The 25,788-nt window shown below is 70.5% G+C and carries 19 protein-coding genes; 11 read left to right on the top strand and 8 right to left on the bottom strand.

Translation table 11 applies throughout. The features are described from left to right. Nucleotides 1-12: 12 nt before the first annotated feature. Entirely contained in the window at nt 13-1,227 is a 1,215-nt protein-coding gene (locus tag LWF15_RS29540; RefSeq protein WP_232814248.1) for a hypothetical protein, read from the top strand. Nucleotides 1,228-1,428: 201 nt separating this feature from the next. After that, nucleotides 1,429-2,166, top strand: a complete 738-nt coding sequence (locus LWF15_RS29535; protein ID WP_232814247.1) for a cold shock domain-containing protein — start codon at nt 1,429-1,431, stop codon at nt 2,164-2,166. Here the strand turns inward: LWF15_RS29535 and LWF15_RS37915 are convergent, their stop codons facing one another. After that, nucleotides 2,167-4,263 (bottom strand): acyltransferase family protein, encoded by a 2,097-nt coding sequence (locus tag LWF15_RS37915; protein ID WP_232814246.1) that lies wholly within the window; start codon nt 4,261-4,263, stop codon nt 2,167-2,169. A gap of 118 nt (nt 4,264-4,381) precedes the next feature. Continuing rightward, a complete protein-coding gene (locus LWF15_RS29525; protein WP_232814245.1) occupies nt 4,382-5,014 on the bottom strand; it encodes a hypothetical protein in 633 nt (210 codons plus the stop codon). Between the two features lie 306 nt (nt 5,015-5,320). Between LWF15_RS29525 and LWF15_RS29520 the strand changes: the two genes are divergently transcribed. From LWF15_RS29520 to LWF15_RS29495, 6 genes are all read left to right on the top strand, one after another. Next, complete coding sequence (locus LWF15_RS29520) at nt 5,321-6,346, top strand: polyprenyl synthetase family protein (protein ID WP_232814244.1); 1,026 nt, start codon at nt 5,321-5,323, stop codon at nt 6,344-6,346. Nucleotides 6,347-6,505: 159 nt separating this feature from the next. Beyond that, nucleotides 6,506-7,063 (top strand): RNA polymerase sigma factor, encoded by a 558-nt coding sequence (locus tag LWF15_RS29515; RefSeq protein ID WP_352396622.1) that lies wholly within the window; start codon nt 6,506-6,508, stop codon nt 7,061-7,063. A 134-nt stretch (nt 7,064-7,197) separates the two neighbouring features. Further along, entirely contained in the window at nt 7,198-7,812 is a 615-nt protein-coding gene (locus LWF15_RS29510; RefSeq protein ID WP_408624279.1) for a methylated-DNA--[protein]-cysteine S-methyltransferase, read from the top strand. Between the two features lie 27 nt (nt 7,813-7,839). Beyond that, nucleotides 7,840-9,165 carry an NAD(P)/FAD-dependent oxidoreductase gene (locus tag LWF15_RS29505; RefSeq protein WP_269811041.1) on the top strand — a complete coding sequence of 442 codons (1,326 nt, stop codon included), beginning with the start codon at nt 7,840-7,842 and terminating at the stop codon, nt 9,163-9,165. 1,377 nt (nt 9,166-10,542) lie between these two features. Further along, entirely contained in the window at nt 10,543-11,406 is an 864-nt protein-coding gene (locus LWF15_RS29500; RefSeq protein WP_232814241.1) for an alpha/beta fold hydrolase, read from the top strand. 465 nt (nt 11,407-11,871) lie between these two features. Then, nucleotides 11,872-12,198 (top strand): WhiB family transcriptional regulator, encoded by a 327-nt coding sequence (locus LWF15_RS29495; RefSeq protein WP_232814240.1) that lies wholly within the window; start codon nt 11,872-11,874, stop codon nt 12,196-12,198. 1,064 nt (nt 12,199-13,262) lie between these two features. On the opposite strand, the gene LWF15_RS29490 is transcribed toward LWF15_RS29495, so the two are convergent. The 3 genes from LWF15_RS29490 to LWF15_RS29480 form a co-directional block, all read right to left on the bottom strand. Then, a complete protein-coding gene (locus LWF15_RS29490) occupies nt 13,263-14,144 on the bottom strand; it encodes a M15 family metallopeptidase (protein ID WP_232814239.1) in 882 nt (293 codons plus the stop codon). Between the two features lie 395 nt (nt 14,145-14,539). Further along, the gene (locus LWF15_RS29485; protein WP_232814238.1) at nt 14,540-15,610 is read right to left on the bottom strand and encodes a hemolysin family protein; all 1,071 of its coding nucleotides are present in this window, start codon (nt 15,608-15,610) and stop codon (nt 14,540-14,542) included. Then, a complete protein-coding gene (locus LWF15_RS29480; protein ID WP_232814237.1) occupies nt 15,607-17,013 on the bottom strand; it encodes a hemolysin family protein in 1,407 nt (468 codons plus the stop codon). Before LWF15_RS29480 ends, LWF15_RS29485 begins: the two co-directional genes overlap by 4 nt. 264 nt (nt 17,014-17,277) lie before the next feature. On the opposite strand from LWF15_RS29480, the gene LWF15_RS29475 reads away from it, so the two are divergent. From LWF15_RS29475 to LWF15_RS29465, 3 genes are all read left to right on the top strand, one after another. Next, the gene (locus LWF15_RS29475; RefSeq protein ID WP_232814236.1) at nt 17,278-21,144 is read left to right on the top strand and encodes a multifunctional oxoglutarate decarboxylase/oxoglutarate dehydrogenase thiamine pyrophosphate-binding subunit/dihydrolipoyllysine-residue succinyltransferase subunit; all 3,867 of its coding nucleotides are present in this window, start codon (nt 17,278-17,280) and stop codon (nt 21,142-21,144) included. Nucleotides 21,145-21,258: 114 nt separating this feature from the next. After that, nucleotides 21,259-21,444, top strand: a complete 186-nt coding sequence (locus LWF15_RS29470) for a DUF6104 family protein (RefSeq protein ID WP_232814235.1) — start codon at nt 21,259-21,261, stop codon at nt 21,442-21,444. After that, nucleotides 21,441-22,073 carry a GDSL-type esterase/lipase family protein gene (locus tag LWF15_RS29465; protein ID WP_232814234.1) on the top strand — a complete coding sequence of 211 codons (633 nt, stop codon included), beginning with the start codon at nt 21,441-21,443 and terminating at the stop codon, nt 22,071-22,073. Before LWF15_RS29470 ends, LWF15_RS29465 begins: the two co-directional genes overlap by 4 nt. A 91-nt stretch (nt 22,074-22,164) precedes the next feature. Here the strand turns inward: LWF15_RS29465 and LWF15_RS29460 are convergent, their stop codons facing one another. From LWF15_RS29460 to LWF15_RS29450, 3 genes are all read right to left on the bottom strand, one after another. Further along, nucleotides 22,165-23,139 (bottom strand): zinc-binding dehydrogenase, encoded by a 975-nt coding sequence (locus LWF15_RS29460; protein WP_232814233.1) that lies wholly within the window; start codon nt 23,137-23,139, stop codon nt 22,165-22,167. A gap of 10 nt (nt 23,140-23,149) precedes the next feature. Beyond that, nucleotides 23,150-24,274 (bottom strand): hypothetical protein, encoded by a 1,125-nt coding sequence (locus LWF15_RS29455; protein ID WP_232814232.1) that lies wholly within the window; start codon nt 24,272-24,274, stop codon nt 23,150-23,152. A gap of 122 nt (nt 24,275-24,396) precedes the next feature. Beyond that, complete coding sequence (locus tag LWF15_RS29450; RefSeq protein WP_408624277.1) at nt 24,397-25,602, bottom strand: NAD(P)-dependent malic enzyme; 1,206 nt, start codon at nt 25,600-25,602, stop codon at nt 24,397-24,399. Between the last annotated feature and the right edge of the window lie 186 nt (nt 25,603-25,788).

Below are 25,788 nucleotides of genomic sequence, written 5' to 3'. Positions count from 1 at the left end.
GGGGGCCTTCGCGTGATCGACGTGGACGTGCTGTCGACCGCCGCCGGCCTGCAGGAGTTCGACGCTGCGACGCTGGCCGAGTACTGCCACACCGACGAAGAGCGGGTGATGCTGGTGCTCGACGAGCATCCCGACCTCTTCGCCAAGCGGATCGCCCGCCATCAGGCGCAGCCCACCTCACCGCGCTACCGGGTGCTGCATCCGGACGCGCTGGCCCGGCGGATCTCCTCGTTCGCCAAGACCCCGGACTTCGCGCCTTCACCACTGTTCGAGCAGGCCCAGCCGACGCCGGCCCCGCGCCCGCCCGTCGCCCGCAAGGCCGAACCCGTTCCCGCTGCCCCGGTTCCGGCCGTGCTCGAGGCCCCTCCGGAACCGCCGCAGCCCCGCCGCACCCGCCCTCGGGGAACGCGTTCGGCGCCGCGCCCGCGTCGGCCCGAGCGTGGGGACCAGGTCGCACCCCGCTTCACGCAGGGCGGTTTCACCAGCGGTGGCTACACGAGCGGCGGTTACTCGTCAGCCGGAAGGTCAGCACCACGCACGGCTGTGAGCGCAGCCCCCACCGAAGCAGCACCTCCCCCGCGCCCGAAGGCGAGCCCAAGGACGTCTTCAAACAAGACTCAGCCGCGCAATCCCGCCCCCTGGAACCGGCCCCCTGCGCAAGCCGCGCGGCCCCCGCGCCGACAGCCAACCCCGGGCCAACCGCAGCTACCCCAGCTCGGCGCGCCAAACGTCCGTAATCCCACCGGCCCCCAACAGACGGTCTCCCCCGCCCGCGCTCATGAGCTTGCCGAGGCCGACGACGCCCCGCGGGAGCACGCCGAGCTCGACCGGCTGGAAGTCATCCACGGCCGGGACCCCGAGCCCGACCCCCGCATCACGCACGCCGAGAACACGCTGCTGGCCTGTGCCCGGGAATCGGACCCCCAGGCGCGGCACGCGCTGGCGTCCGCGGCGATGAGTGCTCTGAGCGAGTGCGTGCCGAACTTACGCAAGGGCGGAGAACTGCACACCGCCGCTCTTCCGCCGCGCCTGCGCTTCGCTTTGACGCTGGCCACGCTCACGCTGATCGAGAGCACCGGGCAGCCGATCGCCCGGAAACTCCTGATCTCCGCCTACGACGACGCGACTGCTGCGGCACAGGCGTTTCTCCCGCCCCACCAGGCTGATCTGATCTCACGATTCCGGGCTCTTGCCTCAGGCCGTTCGGGGGATTTCCCACCCGCCTGAACATCATCCGCAAGATCGTTGACATCGTTATACCCACCGATACTCGCGGGTCATTTCCGGCTCTTCCCGGCGCGTTCTCGCAACCCTCCTGACCTGGCATTCTGTTATCTGGAAGAGTGTCTCAGGAGCGATTTCGCGAGCCGTGGATCCGCTATTATCGACCACCTCGCGTTCGGCGATGACGAGAAGGATGCGACTGCTGTGGCGACAGGAAAGATACTGCGGTTCGACGAAATTCGTGGATACGGCTTCATTGCTCCGGACTCCGGGGGTGAAGACGTCTTTCTGCATGCCAACGCGCTGCTCGCAGAAAAACACCAGTACCACCCCGGAGTTCCCGTCGAGTTCGACGTGATCGAGGGCGAGCGCGGGCTCAAGGCCACCGGTGTGCGCGTGATCAAGGGCCGGGCGGGCTCACCCACCCCGGCCAACGGCGTCACGAAACCTCAGGCACCCCAGGCGGCACAGACGTCCTCTGTCACCCCCGCCGCCGTGCCCACGCCCCCCACCGGCCCCTCCCCGGCAACCATGCCGGGCAGCCCCGTCAAACCGCTGCCCTCACCCGCGGTCCAGGCCGCGGCCACCCACGGGCCCGCCATACAGCCCCAGCAGGCGATTGCCGCGCACTCCTCCGCGGCGCAACCGCACGCGAGCAACGGGGCCTCTCCGTCCTCGTCGGTGGCCACTGTCGCCCCGCCCGTGCCTACCCCGGCCACCGTGGCGGCTGCCGCCACCCACGGCGCCCCCGCCATCGCACCGCAGCGCTCGGCCAACGGGTCCGAACGCGCTGCGCGCGAGACGGTGTCGGCCGACGCTCTGGGCAGCGAACTGGTGGAGCTGTGCCTGGAGTCGGTGCCGAGCATGACCGGCGCGCAGATCACCCAGCTGCGTAGTGCGGTGGTGACGATGGCGCGGCGGCACGGCTGGGTGAACGAGTGATCACTTCAGCTTGATCCGCTCGGCCAGGATCGGCGCCAGCGTCTTGGTGTAGGCCGTGGTCACGTGGCTGTCGTCGAGGTAGACGAGGGTGTTGCCGACCACCACGGGGCAGCCCTTGGGGGCGCAGAACCACGGCATCGGGTCGACCGCGGTGCCCCCGATGTCCTCGATCATGTCCTTGATCATCTGCCTGCGGTCGGGCGCGGTGGTGGCCTGGCGCTCCGTGGCCGCGCACTCGGAGATCTCGGTGGGCTTGGTGGACAGGCACTCCGGCACGTTCACCGCGGGCCAGGCACTGTCGTCCAGGTAGACCACCTTGGCGCCGGAGCGCTGGACCGCCTCGGCGTTACGGCGCCAGCCGTCCACCCAGCGCTCGTCCTGCGAGCCCTTGCCGTTCAGCGCCTCGCCGCCGTCCGCGTTGGCCGACATCACCACCAGCTCGGGCTTCATCTCCTGGATCCGGGCGATCATGTTCTTGCGCCACTCGATGCACTCGTTGTAGTTCCGCTTCACCAGTTCCAGGTAGATCGTCACGTCGGCGGCGGTGCAGGCGCTCTTGGTGAAACTGGCGAAGCGCCAGTGCCGTTCCTTGGCGATCTTGTCCAGGGCCGGCCACCACTGCGCGGCGTGCGAGTCGCCGAGCAGGACCACCTGCTTCTTGCCCTTGGGGTCGCCGAAGCTCTCGCAGGAGCGCGGGGCGGTGACGCCTTCGAGCTCGCGGTGGCACCCGTTGTGGTAGACGGGCGGGAGGTCGCGCGCGGCGTTCTTGAGCGTCGGGGTGAGGTTCTTGGGCAGCTCGTCGTTCTCCATCGCCGCGTTCAGCTTCTTCTCCAACTGCTTCTCCCGGGCCGTGGCGCTGCCGGTGAGCTCGAGCTTGCCCGCGTTCACGGTGCCGGTCGGCGTGCGGTCGGGAAACACGGGTACGAGCAGGGAGAACACGGCGGCCACGGCCATCAGGCCCACGCCGGTGATCGCGTTGCGGCCCCAACCCTCGCGTTCCCGGCCGAGTTCGTGCAGGGGGCGCTCGATCATCGCGAAGCTGAGCACGGCCAGCAGGTAGGCGAAGCCGGCCGCGGCCAGCTTCCCGGGGACTTCGAGCTCCTCGTCCAGCACGAACGGGGCGATCAGCAGCACCGGCCAGTGCCAGAGGTACCAGGAGTAGGAGCGGGCCCCGATCGCCTTCAGCACACCGTGGCTGAGCAGCCGGCCGCTGCTGGCCCGGCCCGCGGCGATCACCACGAAGGCGCCCATCACCGGCAGCGCGGCGTGATGACCGGGGAAGGGGGTGCGGTCGTCGAACATCATCGCCGCGGCCACGATCGCGGCCAGGCCACCCAGGCGAAGCAGCGTGGCCAGGGCGTCGGGCAGGCGGGGCATGTGGGGCAGGGCCAGGGCGAGCAGCGCCCCCACGCCCAGTTCCCAGGCCCGGGTGGGTGCGCCGAAGTAGGCCCAGACGCCGTTGCTGTCGGTCGAGGCGACCGACCAGGCGAACGAGGCCGCCGTGATCACCGCGACCAGCCCGACGAAGGCCGCCTTACGTCGCAGCAGCACCGCGGTCGCCAGCAGCAGCAACGGGATGACCAGGTAGAACTGCTCCTCCACGGCCAGCGACCAGAAGTGCTGCAGCGGAGAGGGCATCTCGCCCTCGCCGCTGTACTCGGTGCCGGTCGCGGCCAGCCGGTAGTTCAGCACGTAGCCGGTGGCGGCCAGACCGTCGGTGGCGATGTCCTTCAGCCGCACCGAGGGCAGCCACCACCAGGCCGCCAGCAGCGTGGCAACGATGGTCAGGGTGGCCGCGGGCAACAGGCGCATCGCGCGACGGGCGTAGAACCGGCCGATGTGCAGCCGGCCGGTGGTCTCCACCTCACGCGCCAGGTGACCGGTGATCAGGAAGCCGGAGATGACGAAGAAGACGTCGACCCCGACGTAGCCACCGCTGACCGCGTTGATCCCGCAGTGGTAGAGCACCACCAGGATGATCGCCACCGCGCGCAGACCCTCGATGTCCGGGCGGAACTCGGGGCGGGCCGTCCGGGGCTGGGGGTCGATCTTCTCGGGTGCGAGTGTCGTCCCGAGGACCGTCGATGCGAGAGGCACCCAGTGGGTATCGACACCGTGGGCCGTGGCCTGAGCATCAACGGAGGGCTGTTCTCTGGGCCTTCCGGGTGATGCTCCTGCTTAAGGGTTCAAGTTCGGGCGGCACCGGACGGGTGAGTCAGGGCGCCAGCGCCAAAGTGCGCTTCTGCACCTCGATGTGGGCACCCTGGGAGGTCAGCGAGCGTGCTCCCTCGGCCTGGTTCACGCCCACCTCGTCGGCGAATCCGGCGTTGTGCGCAACCACCTCACCAGCGAAGGTCACCTCGTCACCGCGCTCCACGTGGTAGGTCGACTCCGGCGGCCGCCCGGTCAGCTGCACCCAGATCCGGTCGTTCGCCCTACCCACCCAGAACCCCTCGTCGGCGACCACCGACTGCACCGGGATCCCCCGGGCGGTCGCCCGCTGCCCGACGTAGGCCGCCAGGTCACTGCTGTCACCCGAGAGCGGCAAGATCTGGTCGCCGGCCGCGTAGACCGTGTTCGCCGGCTGGCCGGTGACCCGGGTGGGAGCGGGCGCCGGCTCGTCCTCTTCCTCGTCGTCCTCGTCGGTCTCGTCCGCCGGGGCCTCGTCGTCGTAGGGCACTTCGGCAGCGCCGGCGTAGGGCAGCGCGGGGTTGGTGGTGCCGGTCGGGCCGACGTCGACCGAGCCCTCGATGTCCCCCTGGCCGCCGTATCCGCGCGCGAGCAGCACCACGATGGCGACCAGCGCGAAGAGCACGATGAACAGCCAGCCCCGACTGATGGAGTTCACTTCGGCATCGAACCATGTCGGAGGACCGGACGCATACGTAACGGGCGCTGCGGACTGCGCGCATACCGGTCCGGCAATGCCCCGGAAATTTGTCGGCGTCCGAGCAATCCGGCCGCCCGTCCGCACCGAACCTGCGCGGGAGGTGCGTATGAATGTCTTTGAGCGGAGTTGTGGGCCCTGTCAACAGGCGGGACCACGGTGTGCGAGCAACCCTGAACGGGTTGCTCACGGAACTCCGGATGATCAACGGACGTTTGGCTGCACTCCGCGTCACGGTTCCCCATCAGCGCCGCAGGAGGCTCCGGTATGAGCATTGAGGCAGCAGCATCCGTTCCCCCCGCCCTCAATCGCACCCGTGCTCTGGTGGAACCCGCGATGCGGGAGGCGGTGGCGCGGCTGGACCCGGCGAACCGGTCCATCACCGAGTACCACCTGGGCTGGACCGAGGCCGATGGAACGCCCCGCGAGGGTACGGCGGGCAAGGCGGTGCGGCCCACCGTGGTGATGCTGGCGGCCCAGGCCTGTTCGGCGGGGGCCGAGGCGGCGTTGCCCGGAGCTGTCTCGGTGGAGCTGGTGCACAACTTCTCCCTGATCCACGACGACGTGATGGACGGCGACACCGAGCGTCGGCACCGGCCCACGGTCTGGGCGCTGTGGGGTGTGCCGGCGGCCATCCTGACCGGCGATGCGCTGTTGAATCTGGCTCAGGAGGTGCTGCTGCCCAGCGACTCCCGGGCCTCCGCGGCGCTCGGCCGGGCGGTGCGTGAGCTGATCCGGGGGCAGACCGAAGACCTGGCCTTCGAGCGGCGCAGCTGGATCGAGCTGGACGAGTGCCGGGCCATGGCGGCGGGCAAGACGGGCGCGCTGTTGTCGGCCAGTGCGCGGATCGGCGGCCTGTTGGGTGGGGGCGACGAGAAAATGGTGGACGCTCTGGGCGCCTATGGCGCGCACGTCGGGATGGCCTTCCAACTGGTGGACGACGTGCTGGGCATCTGGGGCGACGCAGCGGTGACCGGCAAGCCCGTGCTGTCGGACCTGCGTACCCGGAAGAAGTCGCTGCCGGTCACCTACGTGCTGAGCGCCGGTGGGGCGCCGGCCCGGGCGGTGGTGGACTGGCTGGGTTCGAGCGAACCGGAAGGCGGGCCGGCCGAGGCCGAACTCGAGCGGGTGGCCGGTGTGCTGGCCGATGCCGGTGGGCGGGACTGGGCGCTCTCCGAGGCCGAGCGCGAGGTGGAGAAGGCGAACCAGGCCCTGGAGTCGGTGCCGATGGAGCAGTCGGTCCGCGACGAGCTGATGGACCTGACCCGTTTCCTGACCGCGCGGCAGGTCTGACGGGTTTCCCCGCCGTCCGCCACGGGCAGCGTCAGCTGGAACCCGCTCCGGCTGATGCTGCCCGGCCTCGTCCAGAGCTGATTGCAGCCCTGCATCCGCGTCTCCGGAAAAGTTTGCCCGCCGACCTCACATCCGCGGTGCTGCCCGCGTTTACCTAGTGTGAAGCGAGAACCCTTCGAGAGCGTGGTCGAACGCCATGGCCCCACGGTCCTGCGGGTCTGCCGCGCCGTCGTGGGGCCCGTCGCCGCCGACGATGCCTGGTCAGAAACCTTCCTGGCCGCGCTGCAGGCCTATCCCGGCCTCCAGCCCGACAGCAATGTCGAGGCCTGGCTGGTCACCATCGCGCACCGCAAGGCCGTCGACCAGTTGCGCCACCTCTCCCGGGGGCCGGTGCCGGTGGCCCAGGCGCACGCGGGCAACGATCCGCCCGAGCACCCCGAACCGGTAGACGAGGTCGCTCTCGGGCAGGCCCTCGCACAAGGGCTGGACGGAGCCCTGGCGTCCCTCCCGCACCAGGCCGATGCCCTCGATCCCTGGCCGGCCGTGCTCGCCCTGCCCCTGCGGCAACGCCAGGCCGTGGCGTACCACCACGTGGCCGGGCTGCCCTATGCCGATGTGGCGGCCCTGCTCAACTGCTCGGTCGTGGCCGCCCGTCGCGCCGCCTCCGACGGCATCGCCGCACTGCGCAGCATCCTTCAGCCCCAGGAGACGTCATGACCAAGACCGCGAAGCTCTGGCCGCCCTTCTTCCCCGGGCTGGCCGAGCGCCTCGAACAGGAGAAGGTGGCAGACACCATGCCCGACAGTTCTACGCCTGAGCAGGCGGCCGAGATCAGCGTGCTCGAGCAGGCCCTGACCGACTTCCTCGATCGCGGCCTGGCCGAGGGCGGCGAGGGGGTCGCCGACCACCAGAGCCGGCTGCGCGCTCGTCTGGCCCACGCCGCCGGTGAGCGGGGCCTGCTCGACGTGGTCTACCGCACCATCGACACCGAGCTCGGCCCGCTGCTGCTGGCCGCCACACCGGTGGGCCTGGTGCGGGTGGCCTACGCCGTCGAGGGGCACGACCAGGTGCTGGCCGACCTGGCCGAGCGCATCGGCCCGCGGCTCCTGCACGCCCCCGAGCGCCTCGACCAGGCCGCCCAGCAGATCGGTGAATACCTGCGCGGCGACCGGCACAGTTTCGACCTCCCACTCGATCTGAGCCTGGCCAGCGGCTTCCGGCACACGGTGCTGGCCCATCTGCAGGCCATCGCCTACGGCAGCACCGCCAGCTACGCCACGGTGGCCGCCGCCGCGGGCAGCCCGCGGGCCGTCCGCGCCGTCGGCACGGCCTGCGCCCGTAACCCGCTGCCGGTGGTGGTGCCCTGCCACCGGGTCGTCCGCAGCGACGGCAGCATGGGGCAGTACGTCGGGGGCGTCACTGCCAAGCAGGCCCTGTTGCGGCTGGAAGCATCGCAGGCGGCGTAGAACCGATAAGCCGCATAGGGTCGTCCCATGATCACCGATGCTGCTTTCGCCCAGCGCCGGCGCGCCAGAATCATCGTCGTCGGAGCGGGCTTCGCCGGTTTCGAGGCCGCCCGCGGGCTGAGTCGGCTCGCGGGCGAGTCGGCCGAGATCGTGCTGATCAACCCGACGAACTACTTCCTCTACCTTCCGCTGCTGCCCGAGGTCGCGGCCGGCACCCTCGACCCCCGACGTATCGCGGTGTCCCTCTCCCGGGCCCTGCCCAAGGTGCGGCTGGTGCTGGGGTCGATCGAGAGCGTCGATCTGCAGGCCCGCACCCTGACCTACGTCGATGCCGAGAAGCGTTCCGGCACCCTCGGTTACGACCGGCTGGTCATGGCCGCCGGCAGCGTCAACAAGCTGCTGCCGGTGCCGGGCATCAGCGAGTACGCGCACGGCTTCCGGGGCATTCCCGAGGCCGTCTACCTCCGCGACCACATCACCCGCCAGATCGCGCTCGCCGACACCACGGAAGACCGGGCCGAGCGCGACCAGCGCAGCACGTTCGTGGTGGTCGGGGCCGGTTACACCGGCACCGAGGTGGCCGCCCAGGGCCCGCTCATCACCGACGTCCTGCTCGGCGACCGGCCGCGCCTGGCCGGGCAGAAGGCCCGCTGGCTGCTGCTCGACACCGCCGAGCGGGTTCTGCCCACCCTCGACCGGCGCCTCTCCGAGGCCTCCGACAAGGTGCTACGGCAGCGCGGGGTCGAGGTGCTGATGGGCATCTCGGTGAAAGAGGCTACAGCAGAAGGCGTTCACCTCACCAACGGCGACTTCGTCCCCACCCGCACCCTGATCTGGTGCGTCGGCGTGCGCCCCGACCCGGTCGTCAGCGGCCTCGACCTCCCCCTCGAGAAGGGCCGCCTGGTGGTCGACGAATACCTCAACGTGCCAGGGCATCCCGAGCTCTTCGCCGCCGGGGACATCGCGGCCGTGCCCGACCTCACCCGGCCCGGCGAGGTCACCGCCATGACCGCGCAGCACGCCACCCGACAGGGCAAACTCGCCGCCCATAACGTCGCCGCCTCGTTCGGGCAGGGCGAGCGCCGCCCCTACAAGCACCACGACCTCGGCTTCGTGGTCGACCTCGGCGGCACCCAGGCCGCGGCCAACCCCCTGCAGATCCCCCTGGCCGGCCTCCCCGCCAAGGCCGTCACCCGCGGCTACCACCTGCTCTCAATGCCAGGCAACCGCGTCCGCACCGCCAGCGAGTGGGCCCTCAACACCCTGCTGACCCGAGAATCGGCCGAACTGGGCCTGGTCCGCGGCAACGCCGTCCCCCTCGACTCCGACTCCCCCGAGATCCCGCGCTACTGAACCAACTTCCCCCCCGGACACCAGCTTCGACCCCACCCCGGGCACCAGCTTCGATACCCATCCAGGACCAGGACCCGGACCTGCCGACCCAGGCCGACATTGAGGCCCTACCCGGCAGCGCGGCGGCAGGTCGGCGTTCAGGCGGGCCCGGGCCCGGGTGGCGCGGGTTTCGTTCCAGGGATGCAGGAAGGGGCTCTTGGCCCGGCCCGCGGGCCAAGAGCCCATCACACGCGAACTTTCACACGCGGATCTCGATGCCCGAAATACCTGACCTGCTCTCGGCCCGATCTGACCGATCCGCAGTGACTGGTCCGGAATACCTGCGTCCCTTGCAGCAGGCCATGGGCAGGGCACAGGACCGAGCGGGCGCCGCCCGCGGCCGGCCAGCGCGCCGCCCCTCAGCCGCGGCCGGCCCGTCTCCCGGCCCCGTCTCCGAACTCACCTTCCCGGCCCGCAGTGGAGCCGGGGTGTGTCGCAGCCGGAAAGCCCCACCCACAGCGCCTCCCGACTGATGGCGAGGGAGGCCCCACGCACGTAAAGGGCCTCGGACCGGTCCAGGCCCGAGGAGGAAAGTGCGCGGACCCTCGAGCCCGGGACCAGTCGGGGGCCAGGAGACAAGGTGCGCGCGGATCCTCGTGCAACATGTACCGCTTGCGCTCCTCGTCGGAGGCCAGTCGCTGCCTCGCACACACCGCAAAGTGGCCGACCGCCGCCGCGACCACGTCGACCCCGTCGGCCCCATCTCCCGGTCCCTCGCCCCCACCCCTGGTCTCTGGCCTCTCGCCCCGCTGTCCTCACCCTCGCTCTCCCGCCCACGGGCCCCTAACCCGGTCCCGCGCCCACGGGTTCTTCAACCCCGTTCTCCCGCCCACAGGTCCCTCACCCCGCCCCGCTCTTCCGCCTCCGGCCCCTCGCCACTGGTCTCCCGACATGCTCCCGCCCCACGGGTCCCTCGCCCACGGGTCCCGCGCCCACGGGTTTCTCGCCCACGGGTTCCTCACCCCCGGTTCTTCGCCCCGGTCCCTTACCCACGGCTCCCGGTCAGGCCGGTATGCAGCCCGCGGTCGCCACAGGACGACGTGTACATCGTGTACACCTGGTACCAGGTGAACCAGATGCACACTTTGGCGTCCAGCCCGCACCCCTGGCCTGGCTGCTGTGGGCTGGCCCGGTCCAGGGATCAGCGTCGCAGCGAGAAGGTTGCGTAGTGGTGGCTTGTACGGTCGGCGGCCGCTGGATCGGCGACTGTCATCCGCTTCCAGGTGCGAGTCGCCGGACCAAGGAGCCGCTGAGGCACGGTTCCTTTCCCCATCCATGCCAACCTGGGCCGACCGTTCACCCCTGGCCCTGGCCTGCCCGCCAAGTAACGTCCTGGCCGTGGATACCGTGATCAGCCCGGTCGACGGCACGCGCATTGCGTACCGCACCTTCCCCCGCGACCTCAGTCCGCAGGGTGGCGCCCAGCCGGCCAGCTCCGTCTCCAGTTCGTCCGGCTCCCCCAGTGGCTCCCCCTCCCCCGCTGCCCCCACCGTCCTGATGTCTCACGGCACTGCCCTCTCCCAAGCCATCTGGCGGGGCTTCGGGTATGTCCGCGAACTCACCAAGACGCACAACGTGATCACCGTGGATCTTCGGGGGCACGGGCGTAGCGAGGGGCCGCACCATGAAAGCGCCTATGGCATGGAGGCCTTTGTCGCCGATCTGGTCGCTGTGCTGGACCGGACCGAAACGAGCGTGACCGATTACGTCGGCTACTCGCTCGGCGGGCGGGTCGGATTCTCGCTCGCTGCCGCGCATCCTTCGCGCCTGAATCGATTCGTCAGCATCGCCGGAGCGCCGAGCACGGCCGAGGGCGCCTTCGACCGGGTCTTCTTCCCCGGCTGCATCGCGTCACTGCAGGAAGGCGGCATGACCGGGTTCCTCGAGGGCTGGCAGGCCTGGACCGGGCAGCCCCTGGACAAGGCCACCGTGCACGCCTTCAAGGCCAACGACGCCAAGGCCCTGGCCGCGTACATGGCCGGTTCGGAAAACGATCCAGGGGTGGACGACGAAACGCTTCAGGGTCTGACGCTGCCCACTCTGATGATCGTGGGCTCGCTGGACGAGGAGCGGCTGCGCTCGGCCGAACACGTCCGAAAAGTACTGCCGGACGCCGAGCTTCTGGTGATGGAGGGGGCCGGCCACGGGAGCATCCTGCGTGAGCCCAGCACGCTGAGCCGTCTGGCCGGCTTCCTGCGCTGACGCGATGCAGCCGTCGGAACGCTGAAGCGATTCGCCCATCCGGGACGAATCGCTTCAGCGGCAGATCACGAAAGGGCAGCGGAACCGTTTCAGACAGTCGACACGCCGGTGAATCGCTTCGCTCCGAAGGTGTTCGTGCACCACTCCCGACAAACCGTTGCACCGCTTCGGCAGGCGTGAACAACCTGGTTCAGCGCGTGAAGCAAGTGGTTCACGGGGCCGCCCACGGATCCGCGAGACCAGCGTTTCCGCAGGTCAGAGCCCATCTCCGAGGAGGCGGCCCGGTACTTGAACAACCCGCTACCGGGCCGTCGCAGACGAACCGCTTCAGGACGGATCCGGCCACCTTGAAGTACTCGTGAACAAGTTTCGGAGCGAAGGGCTTGAACAATGGCTGACTCGGTTAGTAAGGTTCAAGCACCCGATCGGCCGAGGGGCCGATCACCGCAGCACCCGGAGGATCTGATGGCCGAGCTCTCCCGTCTCCCCGTTCCCGTCGCCGACGTCTGGGAGTGGCAGTACCAGGGTGCGTGCCGCGAGGCCGACCCCCAGCTCTTCTTCCACCCCGAGGGTGAGCGTGGCCCGGCCCGTCACAAGCGTGATGCTGCTGCGGTCGCCGTCTGCGCCGGCTGCCCGGTGATTCAGCAGTGCCGCGAGCACGGCCTGTCGGTCCGTGAGCCGTACGGCGTGTGGGGCGGCCTGACCGAGGAAGACCGTGAGGCCATCTACCTGGCCGAGCGCAAGGAGCGTCGCGAAGCCCGCAAGACCGCTCAGCTGCGCGAAGCCAGCTGAAGCACAAGGCAACTGAACAACCAGCAGATCCTCCGCGAACTGCACCAGCACCACCAGCTCAACCAGTTCCTCCGAAACACCAGCACCACCGGCGCTTTCGAGACAGCCGAGTCGAGCCCTCACCGCAGGGCCGCACCAGGGTCACGAAAACCGTTCAGCATCAACGGATCCACAACTGAACACTTGAACGTCTACGGAGGTCGGCGTCATGAAGTCGGCGCAGACCAGCTTTTCCTCCGGGACCGTGCGATGAGGGCCCAGCCCGAATCGGCAGATCCCACCCCTGACGGAGCCGAGCACGGGAGTCCGTGCGATGCACGGGAGTCGTGCGGCGCCGACCACAACTGAAAACCAGAATTACGGGACGAGCCCCCGCGGCCGACGATGTCAGATCGGCTTGCGCCGGAGCCACCAAGGGTGAACGTCCTCCAGGCCGGACGGCCCGCCCCTGAAGCGGGCCGCGCCAGAGCAACCGTCAGACAGCTGGCGGATCACCCACATACACAGCACCACCCCACATACACGCGACACCTCACGACCGCACCACCCCAGAAGTCCGCACCACCCCAGAAGCACGCACCTCAGAAACACGGCACCACCCAGAAACAGAGCACACGCCACAAACACAGCGCCCCCTCAGACGCAGCGGTTACGGCGCATCCACAAATGCACAGTGCCACCCGCGGCCAGTGATTCAGCCGCGCCGGGAACGGTCATCCGCAGCGTTCGGCAGCCCGCCCGTGGTCTCACTCTCCACCACGGAACCGGGAGGAGAACTGCCGTTGCGCGCGTAGCCCCCACCGTTGACGGATCAGCCGATCCACTGGTCGCGGGTTCATCCTTCGCAGGCAGCTCTCTCGCTCCGCAGCAGGCAGGCAGACCAAACCTGACCTGAACAAGTAAGCGGACAGCGAGCACGCCGGCCGACGAGAAGACAGGCAGACGACCGGCAGGTCCGGTCAGAGCCAGGTCGGGGCAGTCGAGTCAGGTCAGTCCGGCAAAAGCCGAGAGCCGACCCATGAACAGAGTCGGCTCTCGGCGGATGAAGCTGATCGAAACAGAGCTCACTGCCCTGCGGCGTACTCCCAGTGCCAGGGCTCGTACGGGCCACCGCCACCGGACTTGGCCCAGTCCGGGTTCTCCCAGCCGTACGAGGACGCGTTGTCGGCCAGCCACTGGAAGCGCGCACCCGTGCCGGTGTTGACGCCGTCGCACAGGTCGACCGCCAGGCCCCAGCCGTGCTCGCTGGTGCCGGGCACCGCCGAGAGCGTGGGCTTGCTCGCCCGCACCGCGTACTGCTCGCTCAGGGTGCGGTAGGAGTCGGTCAGGCAGATGTCGTTACCGAACTCCTGCTTGTACGCGATGTTGAGCTTGGCCAGCGACACGGCCGCGTCGGCCCGCAGCCGGTGGTCCGAGTCCCAAAGCGTGCAGAGCGAGCTCTCGGGCAGCTGGCCGTTGCTGGCGCCCGTGGTGGTCGGGATGCCGGAGCAGCCGGGCAGCACCGAACGCTCGCCGGCCCGGGAGGCCCGGCTGACGATGATCGTCTTCGGGGCAGCCAGAAGGTTGGGCGTGGCGGCCTGGACCGTGCCCTCGGCGGGCACCACGGCCAGGTTCTCGACCCCGATGCCGGCCGCGGTGGCCGCGTTGGGGAAGGACACCGCCGAGACCACGGAGACGGTGCTGGCGATCTGGTTGACCTGAGCCTTGGGCATCGGGTCGGCCATGGCACCGCTGATCGGTGCGGCGATGGTCGCGATACCCAGGGCACCGGCGATGCCGACCTGCGGAGCACTGAGCGAGCCGCCGGGCTTGCGGAGCGGGCGGCGTGGTGCATTCGGGCGTTGAACACCCGTGGCTGAGCGACGCTGCGATCCTGAAGACCGCGTGCCCCGGTTGTTCCGCGGACGTAACGCGGGGGCAGCTGTGTCGGCGCGATGCGACGGCACCGTTGATCCTCCTGGAGGGCTGAAGGGAGGTGGAGGGGGTTCCTACCAACCGCACTCTGGGTGATGAGTCACGGAACTATAAAGGCCACCGGGGTGGGTAAATCAAGTTGGGACGCGCTGTTGGACTTAAGCCGTTCATACGACGTCCAATATCCCGCACTTGGGGTATGCTTACCTCAACTGAGTGTTATCAATTCTGTGAGCATGCGCACGCAGGCAACACGGCTCATGACTTTGAGTGACGCGCTTGATGTGACGCAAGACTCAGCGACATCAAGTCGTGGCACTGACCGCCAGGGACCTCGCCGAAGCGTCTGAAACCTGGATGCCGAGCGAGAAAGCCCACGCCGACATCGCTCAGTGCAACCAATCGGTCACACCTCATCCGGTCGGGGTCAGGCGCGGGTGGCCGTCCGGCCCGGATCCCGCCGGGTCGCGTCCCGGACCTCACCGACCAACTCCTCGATGACGTCCTCAAGAAACAGGACCCCCAGCGTGCGACCCTCGTGGTCGACCACCCGGGCCAGGTGGCTGCCCGCGCGCTGCATCGTCGCCAGGGCCTCCTCCACCTCGTCCTCGGCCCCGACCGCGACCAGCGAACGCACCCGCTTCTCCGGGATCGGCAGCCCGTGCCGCTCGTCGTCGGCGTACAGCAGGTCCTTCAGGTGCAGGTAGCCCAGCACCGCAGGCGCCGCCTCGGAATCGTCCGGCTCGGGCCGGACCACCGGGAAGCGGCTGAACCCGGTGCGGGTGACCAGCCGCTCGACCTCGGCCGGGGTACTGCCCACCGGGACGGTGACCAGGCGGCCGATCGGGATCATCAGGTCGCCGGCCGAGAGCTCGCTGAACTCCAGGGCCCCGGTGAGCAGCCCGTGATGGTCCAGCAGGCCCTCCCGGGTGGACTCGGTGACGATCGAGGCCACCTCGTCGGCGGTGAAGGCGGCAGCGACCTCGTCCTTGGGCTCCACCCGCAGCAGCCGCACCGCGTGGTTGGCCACCCAGTTCAGGGCGCGGATCACCGGGGAGACCGCCCGGGCCACCGCCAGCAGCGGCGGCGCGAGCACCAGGACCGCCCGGTCCGGCCCGGCCAGGGCCAGGTTCTTCGGCACCATCTCGCCCAGCACCACGTGCAGGTAGCTGACGATGGCCAGGGCGACGGCGAAGGCCAGCGGATGGATCAGGCCCTCGGGCAGGTGCGCCGCCTCGGCCGGGACCTCGATCAGGTGGGCGATCGCGGGCTCGGCGACCAGGCCCAGCCCCAGCGAGGCGATGGTGATCCCGAGCTGGCAGCAGGCCAGCATCAGCGAGACCTGTTCCATCGCCCGCATCGCGGTCTTGGCGGCCCGGCTGCCGGCGTCGGCCAGCGGCTCGATCTGGCTGCGCCGAGCCGAGATGACGGCGAACTCGGCCCCGACGAAGAAGGCGTTGAGGGCCAGCAGGAGGGCGGCGACGAGGAGGCTGGTCACGACTGCTGCCTTCCGGGCGAGCCCGCGTCGACCGTCGGCCGTTGGGCCGGACGGGTGTTCATAGTCACCTTCGCGGGGTCGGCCGAGGCACCCCGGTCGGGCGTGGCGCTGTCGGGCAGGATCAGCCTCACCCGGTCGACCCGACGCCCGTCCATCCGCTCCACCCGGACCCGAGCGCCCTCGACGGGCACCTCGTCGCCCACGGCGGGGATGCGGCCGAGCCCGGCCATCACGAAACCGCCGAGCGTCTCGTAGGCGTTGCCGTCGGGCACCCCGACCCCGGTGCGCTCGCGCACCTCGTCGGGCCGCATCAGGCCCGGCACCAGCCAGGCGCCGTCCCGCCGGCGCACGATGCCCGGACGACTGCGGTCGTGCTCGTCGGAAACGTCCCCGACCAGCTCCTCGACCAGGTCCTCGAGGGTGACCACGCCGGCCGTGCCGCCGTACTCGTCCACCACCACGGCCAGCTGCAGGCCCAGGGCCCGCAGCTCGACCAGCAGCGGGTCCAGCCGCATCGTCTCCGGCACCCGCAGCGCCTCGGACATGAACGCGGCCACCGGGACCTCGTCGCGCCGCTCCATCGGCACCGCGACCGCGCTCTTCAGGTGCACCACGCCGACCACGTCGTCGAGGTCGCCGTCGACGACCGGGAACCGGGAGTGCCCGGTGCGCCGGGCCAGCGTGATCGCCGCGGCCGCGGGCTCGTCCTTCTGCAGGACCAGCATGCGCACCCGCGGGGTCATCACGTCGGCCGCCGAGCGGCTGGAGAAGCCCAGCGAACGGGTGAGCAGCGTGGCGGTCTGCTGGTCGAGCGTGCCGACCTCGGCCGAGTGCCGCACCAGAGCGGCCAGCTCGTCGGCCGAACGGCCGGCCGAGAGTTCTTCCTGCGGCTCCACCCCGACCAGCCGCAGCAGCCGGTTGGCCGAGCCGTTGAGCACGGTGATCAGCGGCCGGGTGACCGTGGTGAAGGCCCGCTGCGGGCCGGCCACCACCCGGGCGGTGGGCAGCGGCACCGAGATCGCCAGGTTCTTCGGGATCAGCTCGCCCACGACCATGGAGAACGCGGTGGCCGCGATCAGGGCCAGGGCCACGGTGACCGAGTCGACCGCCGCCCCCTCCAGGCCGACCGCCTCGGCCGGGGCCTGGAGCAGGGTGGCCAGGGAGGGCCGGACCAGGTAGCCGACCAGCAGCGTGGTGATCGTGATGCCGACCTGGGCACCGGACAGCTGGGTGGAGAGGCTGCGGATGGCCGCGAGCACCGAGGGGGCGCGCTTGTCACCGGACTCGACCGCCCGCTCGACGGTGGAACGGTCGAGCGCGACCAGGGAGAACTCGGCCGCGACGAAGATCGCCGTCCCCAGCGTGAGCAGCACGCCGAGGCCGAGGAGGATCCATTCGGTCATAGGACTGCGACGCCACCCGGCTCGGAGCCGCACCAGGACCGGTACGGGAGCGACGGCGAACGACGGGGCTGGGGTGTGCCGGCCAGAGGCCGGCACCTTCGTGAAGGCATGGTGGGGACATCCTAAGGCAGGTCAGGGCCGGGCCGTGGTGCAGACCACCCCGCGGCGGCGCCGAGTGGAACTGCTAATACCTCGCGTCCCCACTCGATCGGGTTAGGGTTGACACACCCTTCAGCCCCGCACTGAAAGAAGGCGATTCTCGCCGTGTCCTCCGAGCCTGTGGTGACCGAGTTCGGACCGAACGAGTGGCTGGTCGACGAGCTGTACCAGCAGTATCTGTCGGACAAGTCCTCCGTCGACCCCGCCTGGTGGGAGTTCTTCGCGGACTATCAGCCGGCCGAGACCCCGCACCTGCGGACCAGCTCGCGCCCGTCCGACGACTCGAACTCCGATCCCTCGGACACCATTCCCGCGACGGGTACGAACGGAGCGGCCTCGAGCCGTCCGGTCGCCACCGCCGCGCTGCAGCCACCGAAGCCTGCGCCCCAGCCCGACTCCGCCCAGCCGGCCGCGGCGGCCACCCCGCCCAGCCCGGCCCCGGCGAGCGGGACGGGAACGGAGGCGGCCGGGAAGCAGCCGTCCCCCACCCCCAAGCCCGCCCAGCAGGCCTCCCGGCAGGCTGCCAAGCAGGCTCCGGCCACGCCGCCGGCCGCCCGCACGCCTCGTGAGCCGGCCAGCAGCGCCCCGGCCAAGGCGAGCTCGGACGGCCCGCAGATCGCCCGTCTGAAGGGCCCGGCCGCCCGGGTCGTCACGAACATGGAAGCCAGCCTGGAGGTGCCCACCGCGACCAGCGTGCGGGCGGTCCCGGCCAAGCTCCTGATCGACAACCGGATCGTGATCAACAACCACCTGGTCCGCTCCCGCGGCGGGAAGGTGTCGTTCACCCACCTGATCGGGTTCGCCCTGGTCGAGGCGCTCGAGCTGATGCCCTCGATGAACGCCTCGTACGCCGAGGACGAGGGCAAGCCCGCGCTGGTCCAGCCGGCCCACATCAACCTGGGCATCGCCATCGACATGCCCAAGCCGGACGGCACCCGCCAGCTGCTGGTGCCCAACGTGCGGCACTGCGACGGCATGGACTTCGCCGAGTTCTGGTCGGCCTACGAGGACGTGGTGCGCCGCGCCCGCAACAACAAGCTGGGCGCCGACGACTTCGCCGGCACCACGATCAGCCTGACCAACCCCGGCACCATCGGCACCGTGCACTCCGTGCCGCGGCTGATGAAGGGCCAGGGCGCCATCATCGGCGTCGGGGCGATGGACTACCCGGCCGAGTACCAGGGCGCCTCGGAAGAGACCATCGCCCGGCTGGCGGTCAGCAAGATGATGACGCTGACCTCCACCTACGACCACCGGATCATCCAGGGCGCCGGCTCCGGCGAGTTCCTGCGGATCGTGCACAGCAAGCTGCTCGGCGAGGACGGCTTCTACGACCGCGTCTTCCGCTCGCTGCGCCTGCCCTACGAGCCGGTCCGCTGGGTCCGTGACATCTCGGTCTCGCACGACGACCAGATCAACAAGACCGCGCGGGTGCAGGAGCTGATCCACTCCTACCGGGTCCGGGGCCACCTGATGGCCGACACCGACCCGCTGGAGTACAAGCAGCGCCGGCACCCCGACCTGGACATCACCACCCACGGCCTGACCCTGTGGGACCTCGAGCGCGAGGTGCCCACCGGTGGTTTCGGCGGCAAGCCGGTGGCCAAGCTCCGGCACATCCTCGGCGTGCTGCGCGACACCTACTGCCGCACCGTGGGTATCGAGTACATGCACATCCAGGACCCGGAGCAGCGGCGCTGGCTGCAGGCCCGGCTGGAGCGGCCGTACGCCAAGCCCAGCCGCGAGGAGCAGCTGCGCATCCTCGGCCGGCTGAACGCGGCCGAGGCGTTCGAGACCTTCCTGCAGACCAAGTTCGTCGGCCAGAAGCGGTTCAGCCTCGAGGGCGGCGAGTCGGTCATCGCCCTGCTCGACGAGGTGCTCAGCAACGCCGCCCGGGCCGAGCTCGACGAGGTCTGCATCGGCATGCCGCACCGCGGCCGGCTGAACGTGCTGGCCAACATCGCGGGCAAGAGCTACGGCCAGATCTTCCGCGAGTTCGAGGGCCAGCAGGACCCGCGCAGCGTGCAGGGTTCCGGCGACGTGAAGTACCACCTCGGCACCGAGGGGCACTACACCACCGAGACCGGTGAGAAGACCAAGGTCTACCTGGCCGCCAACCCCTCCCACCTGGAGGCGGTCAACCCGGTGCTGGAGGGCGTGGCCCGGGCCAAGCAGGACCGGCTGGACCGGCAGGGCGAGATCTTCTCGGTGCTGCCGGTGCTGCTGCACGGCGACGCCGCCTTCGCCGGCCAGGGGGTGGTCACCGAGACGCTGAACCTGTCGCAGCTGCGCGGGTACCGCACCGGCGGCACGGTGCACGTGGTGATCAACAACCAGGTCGGGTTCACCACCGCGCCGAGTTCCTCGCGCTCGTCGGTGTACTGCACCGACGCCGCCCGGATGATCCAGGCGCCGATCTTCCACGTGAACGGCGACGACCCGGAGGCCTGCGTCCGGGTGGCCAAGCTGGCCTTCGAGTTCCGGATGGCGTTCGACAAGGACGTCGTCATCGACATGGTCTGCTACCGCCGGCGCGGTCACAACGAGGGCGACGACCCCTCGATGACCCAGCCGCTGATGTACAACCTGATCGAGGCCAAGCGCAGTGTCCGCAAGCTCTACACCGAGGGCCTGATCGGCCGTGGCGACATCACCGTGGAGGAGGCGGAGCAGGCCCTGCGCGACTACCAGCAGCAGCTGGAGCGCGTGTTCGCCGAGACCCGCGACACCGTGAACCACCCGCCCACGGTCAACCGGGACGTCACCGCCGGCCTGGACCTGCCCAAGGCCCAGCAGCAGGACGACGCGGCCGGCAACGGCCACACCAGCGCCGTTTCGGCCGAGGTGCTGAAGCGGATCGGCGACGCGTACGTCTCGCCGCCGTCCGGCTTCTCGGTGCACCCCAAGCTGCAGACGCTGCTGGAGCGCCGGGCCGCGATGGCCTCCGAGGGCGGGGTCGACTGGGCGTTCGGCGAGATGCTGGCGCTCGGCTCGATCCTGATGGACGGCACCAACGTGCGCTTCACCGGGCAGGACACCCGGCGCGGCACGTTCACCCAGCGGCACGCCGTGCTGACCGACAAGGTCACCGCCGAGGAGTGGACGCCGCTGCTCAACCTCAGCGACGACCAGGGCAAGTTCTGGATCTACGACTCGCTGCTGTCGGAGTTCGCGGCGATGGGCTTCGAGTACGGCTACTCGGTGGAGCGGCCGGACGCCCTGGTGCTGTGGGAGGCGCAGTTCGGTGACTTCGCCAACGGCGCCCAGACCATCGTGGACGAGTTCATCTCCTCGTCCGAGCAGAAGTGGGGTCAGCGCTCGTCGGTGACGCTGCTGCTGCCGCACGGCTACGAGGGTCAGGGACCGGACCACTCCAGCGCCCGGATCGAGCGCTACCTGCAGCTGTGCGCCGAGAACAACATGTTCGTGGCGCAGCCGTCGACCCCGGCGAGCTACTTCCACCTGCTGCGCCGCCAGGCCTACGCCAAGCCGCGCAAGCCACTGGTGGTGTTCACGCCGAAGTCGATGCTCCGGCTGAAGGCCGCGGTGTCGCCGATCGAGGAGTTCACCACCGGTGAGTTCCGCCCGGTGATCAGCGACAGCACCGAGCTCGGGTCGGTCGACCGGGTGCTGCTGTGCAGCGGGAAGATCTACCACGACCTGGCCGCCGAGCGGGCCAAGCGCAACGACACCAGCACCGCCATCGTGCGGCTGGAGCAGCTGTACCCGCTCGACGTCGAGGGTGTGCTGGCGGCCATCGACCCGTACCGGGACGCGCAGCTGGTCTGGGTGCAGGACGAGCCGGCCAACCAGGGTCCGTGGCCGTCGATCGCCCTGAGCCTGCCTCAGGACCTGGGTGGGCGGCCGCTGCTGCGGATCTCCCGCCCGGCGGCGGCCTCCCCGGCCACCGGGTCGGCCAAGAAGCACCAGGCGGAGCAGGCGGCCCTGATCGCCCAGGCGTTCAACCGCTGATCCGCACCGGAATGGCCCCGTACCCCTGGCGGGTACGGGGCCATTCCGCGTCAATTCGGGTGTTGGACGAGAACCTGCGCCATCCGGCGGGTGAAGTCGGACAGAATACGGACCATGTACTTCACCGACCGAGGGATCGAGGAGCTCGAGCAACGCCGCGGGGACGAAGAGGTGACCTTCGCCTGGCTGGCCGAGCAACTGCGCCACTTCGTCGACCTGAACCCGGATTTCGAGACGCCGGTCGAGCGGCTGGCCACCTGGCTGGCCCGGCTCGACGACGATGACGACGAGGACCAGTGAGCCGTTCGCGCTCGGCCGGTCCCGGTCCGGGTGAGAAGCAGGTCCGGATCTGCGTGGTGGGCGACGCCCTGGTCTCCGGGGTGGGCGACCCCAAGGCGCTCGGCTGGGTCGGCCGGGTCGCCGCCCGCACCCCGCAGGACGAGATCGCGCTGTCTGTCTACACTCTCGGCGTTCCCGGGGAGAACACCGCCGACCTGGGCGCACGCTGGTGGGAAGAGGCCAGCCGGCGTTACGGCGAGGACCCGGGTGAGAAGCGGGTGGTGATCGGGCTGGGCCGCTCCGACATCGAGGCCGGGCTGTCGATCCCGCGCTCGCGGCTGAACCTGGCCAACATGCTCGACGACGCGCACGCCCGCCGGCTGCCCGCCTTCGTGGTCGGCCCGCCGCCTGCCTCCGACAACGCACTGAACCACCGGATCGAAGAGCTGTCGGCCACTTTCGGCGACGTCTGCCGGCGTCGGGGGGTGCCGTTCGTGGACTGCTTCGACCCGCTCTACGCGCACGAGGACTGGCTGACCGACCTGGCCGCGGGCGACGGGGAACACCCGCGCCAGGCCGGTTACGGCCTGATCGCCTGGCTGGTGCTGCACAACGGCTGGTACGAGTGGCTCGGGGTACCGCGTCCCTGAAAACCCTGATTGAAGACGTTCGTGGGCCTGTTTCGCACAGCCGCCCACCGACGAACGGGTCACCGACCACCCGGCCGGCCACCCCCGTCCTTCAGTTTCCGGGGGTGAACACGACCTTGCCGACCAGCTCGCCGTTCGCCATCCGGGCGAAGCCCTCCCGGGCCCGCTCCAGCGGCAGCACCGAGTCGATCTGCGGGCGCACCCCGCTGGTCTGCAGAAAGCCCAGCAGGCGGCCGAGTTCGTCGCGGGTGCCCATGGTCGAGCCCAGCACCCGCAGCTGCAGGAAGAAGATCCGGTTCAGCTCGGCGTTCTCCGGCGCCGGGCCGCTGGTGGCGCCGCAGATCACGATCGCCCCGCCGGGCCTGAGCGCCTTGACCGAGTGGCTCCAGGTGGCCGCGCCGACGGTCTCCATCACCGCATCCACCCGCTCGGGCAGCCGGGCCCCGCTCTCGAAGACCTGATCGGCCCCCAGCCCGAGCGCCCGCGCCCGCTTCTCCTCGCTCCGGCCGGTGACCCAGACCCGCACTCCGGCCGCGCTTCCCAGGGCGATCAGGGCCGTGGCCACTCCCCCGCCGGCGCCCTGCACCAGGATCGTCTGGCCAGGGCTGACCTGGGCCTGGGTGAAGAGCATGCGGTAGGCGGTGAGCCAGGCGGTGGGCAGGCTCGCAGCCTCTTCCCAGGACAGCCCGGCCGGCTTGGGCACCAGGTTGTGCCGGGGCACCACCACCTCGGCGGCCAGCGTGCCCTGGTGACGCTCGGACAGCAGGCTGCGCCGCGGGTCGAGGGTCTCGTCGCCCTTCCAGGCCGGGTCACCGATCACCGCGTGCACGACGACCTCGTTGCCCTCGTCGTCCAGGCCGGCCGCGTCGCAGCCCAGGATCATCGGCAGCCGTTCGTCCGGCAGACCGACCCCGCGCAGACTCCACAGGTCGTGGTGGTTCAGCCCGGCGGCCCGCACCCGCACCCGGGCCCAGCCCTCGGGCACCTCGGGTACCGGCCGCTCCCCCACTTCGAGGGCGGACAGCGGGTCTTCGGCATTGGTCCGGGTGGTGAACGCAGCCAGCATGGGACCGACGTTAACGAGTTGTGCCGTTGGGCGCCTGGGCAGATCCGTGAGCGGCACCACTGACCACCCGGACCCCGGGCCGGTGACCGTCGCGCAGGTCGATCTCCACGTTCGGCTGCACCACCGGCATCTGGCCGGTGTTGAGCGGGTCGCGTGGGTCGATGTGCAGGTCGTCGTCGAGCGCGCTGTGCGAGGTGCGGCCCTCGAGCGGGCCGTAACCGACGTGGTCACGCACCTCGATCACCTCGTGCACGTCGTGCGGCAGGGCCTCGTCGTAGATCTCGCCCTCGACCGCCTCGCCCCCCGCCGGGTTGTCGCCGCGGTTGTTCATCGCCGCCTCGACCGCCGCGGTGAGCGAGCCGGCCGCCGCGTCGGCACTGAGCAGCTGGCCCAGCACGTCGCGGATCTGGGCGAGCCGGGACAGCGCCTCGGAGTGGGTGGAGGTGAGCGCGTCCAGGCGCTGGGCGGCCAGGCCGTTGACCGCTCCGGAGCGACGCTGGGCGTCTTCGATCAGGTGCTCGGCGTGCCGGACCGAGTCCAGCCGCAGCTGGTCGGCCTCGGTGCGGGCCGAGGTGAGGGTGATCTCGGACTCGGCCCGGGCCCGGCTGAGCTCGGCCTCGGCGGTCTGTCGGGCCTCGGCCAGCTCACGGGCGGCGGTGTCGCGGGCGGCGCCCAGCTCGGCCCGGGCCGAGGCACGGGCCTGGTCCAGCTCCAGCTCGGCGTCGGCGCGGGCCTGGGTGGCCAGCCGCTCGCACTCGGCCTTGGTCTCGCGCTGCACCCGGGCGATGTCCTCGCGGGCCCGGTCGCGCTCCTGCTCGGCCTCCTCGCTGGCCAGCCGCAGGATCTGCGCCATCCGGTCGCTGACCTCGGTGTGCACCGGCACCGGCTTGGGCGCCGCGCGCAGCTCCTCGATCTCCTTGCGCAGCCGCTCGGCCTCGCCCACGGCCGCGTCGGCCCCGGCCCGTGCGCGCTGTGCCTCGGCCCGGGCCACGGCCAGCTGCCGCTCGAGCGTGGTGAGCAGCTCGTGCGTACGGGTCATGTACTCCATGACCTGCTGGCGGTTGAAGCCACGCACCGCCGTGTCGAAGGAGTCTTCGCGCGGTGCACCGGGAGCGACCGGTCGATTCTCGTCCATGAGCCTTCACAGGGGGTGAGCCGACGTGTGGTGCTGACTCTTGCGCGCCCGGACGCTCCGGCGCAACCGCCCGCCCGCTAAAGGGCCGTCAAGCTGATCTTCAGCCGCTCCCAGCACCACCTTCAGGCCCGTGCCACTCCTTCGTCCCGAGCGGCCTGGGCCACCGCGGCCGCGACCGCCGGCGCGACCCGGGTGTCGAACACGTCGGGAACCACCTCCCCGGCGGTGGGGTGCTCGACGCAGGCGGCGATCGCTGCGGCGGCCGCCAGTTTCATCCCCTCGGTGATCGCGGTGGCGCGCACGTCGAGCGCGCCCCGGAAGATCCCGGGGAAGGCCAGCACGTTGTTGATCTGGTTGGGGTAGTCACTGCGACCGGTACCAACAACGGACGCGTGCCTCGCCGCCAGTTCCGGGTGCACCTCAGGCGTGGGGTTGGCGAGGGCGAAGACGAAGGCGCCCGGCGCCATCGAGGCCACCGCCGCCTCGGGCACCTGACCGCCGCTCACCCCGATGTACACGTCGGCCCCGGCCATCGCCTCGGCCAGACCACCACTCAGCCCCTGCGGATTCGTGACCTCGGCCAGCGCGGCCTTGTGACCGTTCAGGCCCGGCCGGCCGGACGACAGGATGCCGCGGCTGTCGCACACCACGATGTCGCCGATACCGGCCCCGCGCAGGATGCCGGCGATCGCCACCCCGGCCGCCCCGGCGCCGGCCACCACCACCCGCAGCCCGGCCAGCTCGCGCCCGGTGACCTGGGCGGCGTTGCGCAGGGCGGCGAGCACCACCACCGCGGTGCCGTGCTGGTCGTCGTGGAACACCGGCAGGTCGAGCCGTTCCCGCAGCCGGGCCTCGATCTCGAAGCAGCGCGGGGCGGAGATGTCTTCCAGGTTGATCCCGCCGAAGGTCGGGGCCAGCCGGGCCACGGTCTCGACGATCTCGTCCGGGTCGGTGGTGTCCAGGCAGATCGGCACCGCGTCGACCCCACCGAAGTGCTTGAACAGCAGGGCCTTGCCCTCCATCACCGGCATCGCCGCGCCCGGGCCGATGTCGCCCAGGCCGAGCACGGCGGTGCCGTCGGAGACCACCGCGACCGTGTTGCCCCGGCCGGTGTACACGTCGAGCAGGCCGGGCTCGGCGGCGATCGCCAGGCAGACCTCGGCCACCCCGGGGGTGTAGGCCAGCGACAGGTCGGCCCGGTCGCGCAGCGGGGTGCGGGCCACCGTCTCGATCTTGCCGCCGCGGTGCAGGGCGAACACCGGAGTCTCGGACGGGGTCTCGGAATCCTCGTGGACGAGGGTGGGCAGGTCGGTCGAACTGGTCTCGATGGTCACGCGATACCTCGGCAGGGGTACGGGCCACGGAAGGGCCGGCGGGAACGACGAAGGAGCCGCCAGGTCCGGCGATGTGATCTGCGATGGTGGACGCGGCGGCTGCGGTGGCGTGCCGGCGTCGGGAACGGGGGTGGCCCGCGTCACTCATGGTGCCACAGAAGCTGTCCGGACAGGGCGGTA

This window comes from Kineosporia rhizophila, from assembly GCF_021277265.1.
Lineage (GTDB): Bacteria > Actinomycetota > Actinomycetes > Actinomycetales > Kineosporiaceae > Kineosporia > Kineosporia rhizophila.
The sequence above is the reverse complement of the archived record's forward strand: the minus strand, read 5'-3'. Positions and strand labels throughout refer to the sequence as shown.

What these genes read in the sequence shown, in the direction of transcription:
- LWF15_RS29520 (WP_232814244.1), top strand. Translation starts at nt 5,321, where the DNA reads ATGAGCATTGAGGCAGCAGCATCCGTTCCCCCCGCCCTCAATCGCACC.
- LWF15_RS29505 (WP_269811041.1), top strand. Translation starts at nt 7,840, where the DNA reads ATGATCACCGATGCTGCTTTCGCCCAGCGCCGGCGCGCCAGAATCATC.
- LWF15_RS29495 (WP_232814240.1), top strand. Translation starts at nt 11,872, where the DNA reads ATGGCCGAGCTCTCCCGTCTCCCCGTTCCCGTCGCCGACGTCTGGGAG.
- LWF15_RS29480 (WP_232814237.1), bottom strand. Translation starts at nt 17,013, where the DNA reads ATGACCGAATGGATCCTCCTCGGCCTCGGCGTGCTGCTCACGCTGGGG.
- LWF15_RS29470 (WP_232814235.1), top strand. Translation starts at nt 21,259, where the DNA reads ATGTACTTCACCGACCGAGGGATCGAGGAGCTCGAGCAACGCCGCGGG.
- LWF15_RS29460 (WP_232814233.1), bottom strand. Translation starts at nt 23,139, where the DNA reads ATGCTGGCTGCGTTCACCACCCGGACCAATGCCGAAGACCCGCTGTCC.
- LWF15_RS29455 (WP_232814232.1), bottom strand. Translation starts at nt 24,274, where the DNA reads ATGGACGAGAATCGACCGGTCGCTCCCGGTGCACCGCGCGAAGACTCC.